Consider the following 5,064-nt stretch of genomic DNA (forward strand, 5'->3'; position numbering starts at 1 on the left):
GTGGGAGGCAGCGGGCTCGGCGCGAGGCCGGTGGTACCGCGTCGCCGAGGAAGATCAGCGGGCGTAGTACTCGACGACGAGCTGCTCGTCGCAGATCACCGGGATCTCCTTGCGGTTCGGCTCGCGGTCCAGGCGGAACGCCAGGCCCTTGAAGTTCACCTGGAGGTAGCGCGGGGTCTCACCGTCGGGGGCGAAGCCACCTTCACGAGCGATCGTGAAGAGGGTCTTCTCCTTGGAGCGCTCGCGGACCTGCACGACGTCGTCCGGACGGACACGGAAGGAGGGCTTGTCGACCTTCTTGCCGTTGACGGCGATGTGGCCGTGCACGACCATCTGGCGGGCCTGGTAGATCGTGCGGGCGATGCCCGACCGCAGGACCAGGGCGTCGAGACGGCGCTCCAGCTCGATGATCAGGGCCTCACCGGTCTTGCCCTGGACCTTGGAGGCACGCTCGTAGGCGCGGACGAGCTGGCGCTCGGACACGTCGTACTGCGCACGCAGACGCTGCTTCTCGAGCAGACGGACCTTGTAGTCCGAGTTCTGCTTGCGGCCGCGGCCGTGCTCACCCGGCGGGTAGGGGCGGGCCTCGAAGTACTTGACGGCCTTCGGGGTCAGCGCGATGCCGAGGGCACGCGACTTCTTGACCTTGGGGCGGGACTGGTTCGCCACTGTTTTTCGCTTTCCTTGTATCGGCTTGTCAGGGTTGAGGGAGGTCGCATCCGCAGCCGGGGAAACCCGCCTGGGGCCCTGATGGGCACCGGGTGGGCAGCCGCTCCCCTGGTCTGGGCACATACGTGCAGCACGCGAGTGGCCCACCGACCTCTCCCGTCCTGCGACGGGTGGTGGTGGGCTGCCCGCGACACCGTTCGACGGTGCGCGACGCTCCTGGAGCCGATCCCGGGGGATCGGGCTCCGGCCGACTGCCCCGTTCTGACTGCACGGGACGCGGCACTCCGGTCGAGTTTACAGGGTGCTCAGGACCGCTTTCGACCGAGGTTCTTCCGGGTCCACTCCACCGCGTCCGCGTAGCGGGCCTCCGCGCCGTGCCGGGTCGGCTCGTAGTACTCGCGGTCCTTCAGCTCATCGGGGGCGTACTGCTGGGCCGCGATGCCCTGGGGCAGGTCGTGCGGGTAGACGTAGCCCTGGCCGTGGCCGAGCTTGGTCGCGCCCTGGTAGTGGCTGTCGCGCAGGTGGGCGGGGACGGGGCCGGCCAGGCCCTTGCGGACGTCCTCCAGGGCGGCGCCGATCGCAGTGGTCGCGGCGTTGGACTTGGGCGCCAGGGCGAGGGCGATCGTGGCGTGGCTGAGGGTGAGGGCGGCTTCGGGGAAGCCGATCATGGCGACGGCCTGAGCGGCGGCGACCGCCGTCTGCAGGGCGGTCGGGTCGGCCAGGCCGATGTCCTCGCTCGCGGAGATCATCAGGCGCCGGGCGATGAAGCGGGGGTCCTCACCGGCCTCGATCATCCGGGCCAGGTAGTGCAGGGCGGCGTCGACGTCGGAGCCGCGGATGGACTTGATCAGGGCGCTGGCCACGTCGTAGTGCTGGTCGCCGTCGCGGTCGTACTTCACGGCGGCCCGGTCGACCGTCTCCTCCAGGGTGGTCAGGCCGATCTCCGCCTCGCCCTTGTCGAGGGCGGCTCCGGCGGCCGCCTCCAGGGCGGTCAGGGCGCGGCGGGCGTCACCGCCGGCGATGCGCAGGAGGTGGTTCTCGGTCTCCTCGGGGAGGGTGACGGCGTCCTTGAGGCCACGCTCGTCGGTGAGGGCGCGGCGGATGAGGCTCCTGATGTCCTCGTCCGTGAGCGGTTCGAGGGTGAGCAGGAGGGAGCGGGACAGCAGGGGGGAGATGATCGAGAAGTACGGGTTCTCCGTCGTCGCCGCGATGAGCGTCACCCAGCGGTTCTCGACGGCCGGGAGCAGGGAGTCCTGCTGGGCCTTGCTGAAGCGGTGGATCTCGTCGAGGAAGAGGACGGTCTCCTTGCCGAAGCCGCCGGAGGCACGGCGGGCGCCGTCGATGACCGCGCGGACCTCCTTGACGCCGGCGGTGATCGCGGACAGCTCCACGAAGCGGGCGTCGGTCGCCTTGGAGACGACGTAGGCCAGGGTGGTCTTGCCGGTGCCGGGCGGGCCCCACAGGAGCACCGAGGAGGGTCCGGCCGGGCCGGAGGCCTCTCCGACCAGTCTGCGCAAGGGTGAGCCCGGCTTCAGCAGATGCTGCTGGCCCACGACCTCGTCGAGGGTGCGCGGGCGCATCCGCACCGCCAGGGGGCTGCTGGACGGCTCCTTCTCCTGGCGTTCTTCGGCGGCGGCGGTGAAAAGGTCGGGCTCCACGTCAGAAACCCTAGTTCACGGCACCGACAGTCCGGCCGGCGCCGGGGACGGCCGGGCTCAGCTGAGCCAGAAGTCCCACCAGCGGGTCAGGATCAGCATGCCGATGATGCCGATGTGCAGCATGGGCATGACCCAGGTGAACTCGCCGAAGAAGCTCTTGAGCCAGCTCGGGGCGGGCAGGAAGCCCTTGCGGATGTTGAACGACGTCACGTACCAGAACATCAGGATCGTGGCGACCCAGGCCAAGCTGCACCACAGGCACAGCGCGTTGATCCGGTACAACGACTGGAACATCAGCCAGGCACAGAAGCTCACGCCGAAGAGGCAACCGGCGTTGAAGGTGAGCCAGTACCAGCGCGGGAAGCGGGCCCGGGCGAGCAGCGCCACGCCGACGCCGATGACGATCCCGTAGCAGACGAGGCCGAGCATCGGATTCGGGAAACCGAAGACCGCGGCCTGCTTGCTCTCCATGACGCTGCCGCAGGAGACGACCGGGTTGAGGCTGCAGCTGGGCGTGAACGTCTTGCCCTCGGCCTTGGCCTCGAGGATCTTGAACTTGTCGATCGTGATGACCCAGGCGGCGAGCAGTCCGGCCGCGCCGGTGATCACCAGCAGCAAGGCCAGGGCCCGGCTGCCGCCCTCCGCGCGGGGCGCGGCCTCGGCGCGCTCGGGCTCGGGCTCGGGCTCCGTGGAGACGTCCCTGACTGTCGTCTTGCTCATCACGCCGATTCCGTCACTTGAGACCTGAATATCTTCGGGCAGTGCCATTGTGCCGCACCGACGCCCGTGTCCACCGTTCAGTGGACATAAGCATGGCCGCCCGGTCGTCCCTGAGGGGTGTGTTCCGGCCGACGCTCGTCGCATGACAGCACAGGGGTACGAACTCGCCGTGGATGTGCGGGGGCTGCGCAAGCGCTACGGGGGCGTGACCGCCGTGGACGGCATCGATCTCGGCATCCGGCGGGGCGAGGTGTTCGGCCTGCTCGGACCCAACGGCGCGGGCAAGAGCACCACGGTGGAGATCCTCCAGGGCAATCGGGACCGGGACGCGGGCGAGGTGTCCGTGCTCGGGTCGGACCCGGCGACCGGCACGCGCGCGTGGCGTTCCCGGGTCGGAATCGTCTGGCAGGACGAATCGGCGCCCGCCGAGTTGACGGTCCGTGAGACCGTACGGCACTTCGCCCGTTACTACCCCCGGCCGCGGAACCCGGACGAGGTCATCGGCCTGGTCGGTCTGGAGGCGAAGGCGGACAGCAGGATCAAGGCGCTGTCGGGCGGGCAGCGCAGGCGTCTGGACGTGGCACTCGGTGTGATCGGGGGCCCCGACCTGCTGCTCCTGGACGAGCCGACCACCGGGTTCGACCCGGCGGCCCGGCGGCAGTTCTGGTCGCTGATCCGCGCCCTGGCCGACGACGGCACGACCATCGTGCTGACCACGCACTACCTGGAGGAGGCGGAGGCCCTCGTGCACCGGCTGGCCATCGTCGCCAAGGGCCGGATCGTCGCCGAGGGAGAACCCGGAGCCCTGCGGGAGCGGTACGGCACCGAGGCCACCGTCGCCTGGGCCGAGCCGGACGGCACCCCGCGTGCGCAGCGCACCGGGACGCCGACCCGGACCGTCGCCGGGCTGATGCGGCGCTTCGGCGGCGAGATCCCGGGGCTGACGGTCACCCGCCCCACGCTGGAGGACGTCTACCTCCGGCTGACCGGACAGTCCGAGGAGGAGGCACGGTGACCACGGCCGTCGTACGGGAGCGCGGTGAGGTCGGCGTCGGGCGGCTGCCCGGCGCGTGGGGGCTGGGGCTGCGGCGGGGTGCCCTGGAGATCAGGCAGTTCTTCCGCCAGCGCGACCAGGTGGTGTTCACGTTCGCCTTCCCGGTCGTCTTCCTGTTCCTGTTCGCGTCGATCTTCCGGGACGACGTGGAGGGCGCCGGTGTCACCGCCTCGCAGCTGTACGTGCCGGCGATGATGGCCGCCGGGATCATGTCGACGAGCTTCCAGGCGCTCGGCATCTCGATCGCGATCGAGCGGGAGGACAAGGTGCTGCGCCGGCTGCGCGGCACGCCGATGCCGCCGACGGCCTACTTCCTGGGCAAGATCTGGCTGGTTCTGTTCACCGGTCTGCTGGAGACGGCGGTCCTCCTCCTCGTCGGCACGACCTGTTACGGCGTGGACCTCCCCTCGGACGCGGGCCGCTGGTTCGACCTGGCGTGGATCTTCGTGCTGGGCATCACGGCCTGTGCACTGCTCGGCATCGCGATCAGCTCGGTCCCGAACTCCGCGAACAGCGCGAGCTCGGTGGTCGTCCTGCCCTTCCTGGTGCTGCAGTTCATCTCCGGGGTGTACATCGCGATCGGCACCATCCCGGACTGGATGCTGAACATCGGGGCGCTGTTCCCGCTGAAGTGGATGTGCCAGGGGCTGCGCGGGGTGTTCCTGCCGGAGTCGGCGCAGGTGCTGGAGCAGGCGGGGAGCTGGGAGTTGGGACGCGTGGCCCTGGTGCTGGGCGCGTGGTGCGTCGGAGGATTGGCCCTGTGTCTGCTGACGTTCCGCTGGAAGGACCGGCGCGCCGCATGAGCGAGGCTGCGAGCGCCTATCACTGGGAGCGCTCGTTCCGGCTCTGGGACACGTACTTCGCGCTGATCTGGGTGGCCACGGTGGCGTACGTGCTCGCCGCGGAGCGGCCGGGCTGGCCCCACCGCGCGGTCGCGGCGGCGTTGCTCGTCCCTCTGGTGCC

5 protein-coding genes are annotated in these 5,064 nt (G+C 70.1%); 2 read left to right on the forward strand and 3 right to left on the reverse strand.

Translation table 11 applies throughout. The features are described 5' to 3' along the window. Window positions 1-54 precede the first annotated feature (54 nt). The 3 genes from rpsD to ABZ281_RS37455 form a co-directional block, all read right to left on the reverse strand. A complete protein-coding gene (gene rpsD / locus ABZ281_RS37445) occupies window positions 55-669 on the reverse strand; it encodes a 30S ribosomal protein S4 (protein WP_356662498.1) in 615 nt (204 codons plus the stop codon). 305 nt (window positions 670-974) lie between these two features. Continuing rightward, a complete protein-coding gene (locus ABZ281_RS37450; RefSeq protein WP_356662499.1) occupies window positions 975-2,327 on the reverse strand; it encodes a replication-associated recombination protein A in 1,353 nt (450 codons plus the stop codon). A 57-nt stretch (window positions 2,328-2,384) separates the two neighbouring features. Further along, window positions 2,385-3,047: a vitamin K epoxide reductase family protein gene (locus ABZ281_RS37455; RefSeq protein ID WP_356662500.1), complete on the reverse strand. Its 663-nt coding sequence runs from the start codon at window positions 3,045-3,047 to the stop codon at window positions 2,385-2,387. A gap of 142 nt (window positions 3,048-3,189) precedes the next feature. On the opposite strand from ABZ281_RS37455, the gene ABZ281_RS37460 reads away from it, so the two are divergent. Continuing rightward, on the forward strand, window positions 3,190-4,062 hold the full coding sequence (locus tag ABZ281_RS37460; protein WP_356662501.1) for an ABC transporter ATP-binding protein: 873 nt from the start codon (window positions 3,190-3,192) through the stop codon (window positions 4,060-4,062). Then, the gene (locus tag ABZ281_RS37465; RefSeq protein WP_356662502.1) at window positions 4,059-4,904 is read left to right on the forward strand and encodes an ABC transporter permease; all 846 of its coding nucleotides are present in this window, start codon (window positions 4,059-4,061) and stop codon (window positions 4,902-4,904) included. Before ABZ281_RS37460 ends, ABZ281_RS37465 begins: the two co-directional genes overlap by 4 nt. Window positions 4,905-5,064 lie beyond the last annotated feature (160 nt).

The sequence above is a fragment of the Streptomyces sp. NPDC006265 genome, assembly GCF_040613555.1.
Classification (GTDB): domain Bacteria; phylum Actinomycetota; class Actinomycetes; order Streptomycetales; family Streptomycetaceae; genus Streptomyces.

What these genes read in the sequence shown, in the direction of transcription:
- ABZ281_RS37455 (WP_356662500.1), bottom strand. Translation starts at nt 3,047, where the DNA reads ATGAGCAAGACGACAGTCAGGGACGTCTCCACGGAGCCCGAGCCCGAG.
- ABZ281_RS37460 (WP_356662501.1), top strand. Translation starts at nt 3,190, where the DNA reads ATGACAGCACAGGGGTACGAACTCGCCGTGGATGTGCGGGGGCTGCGC.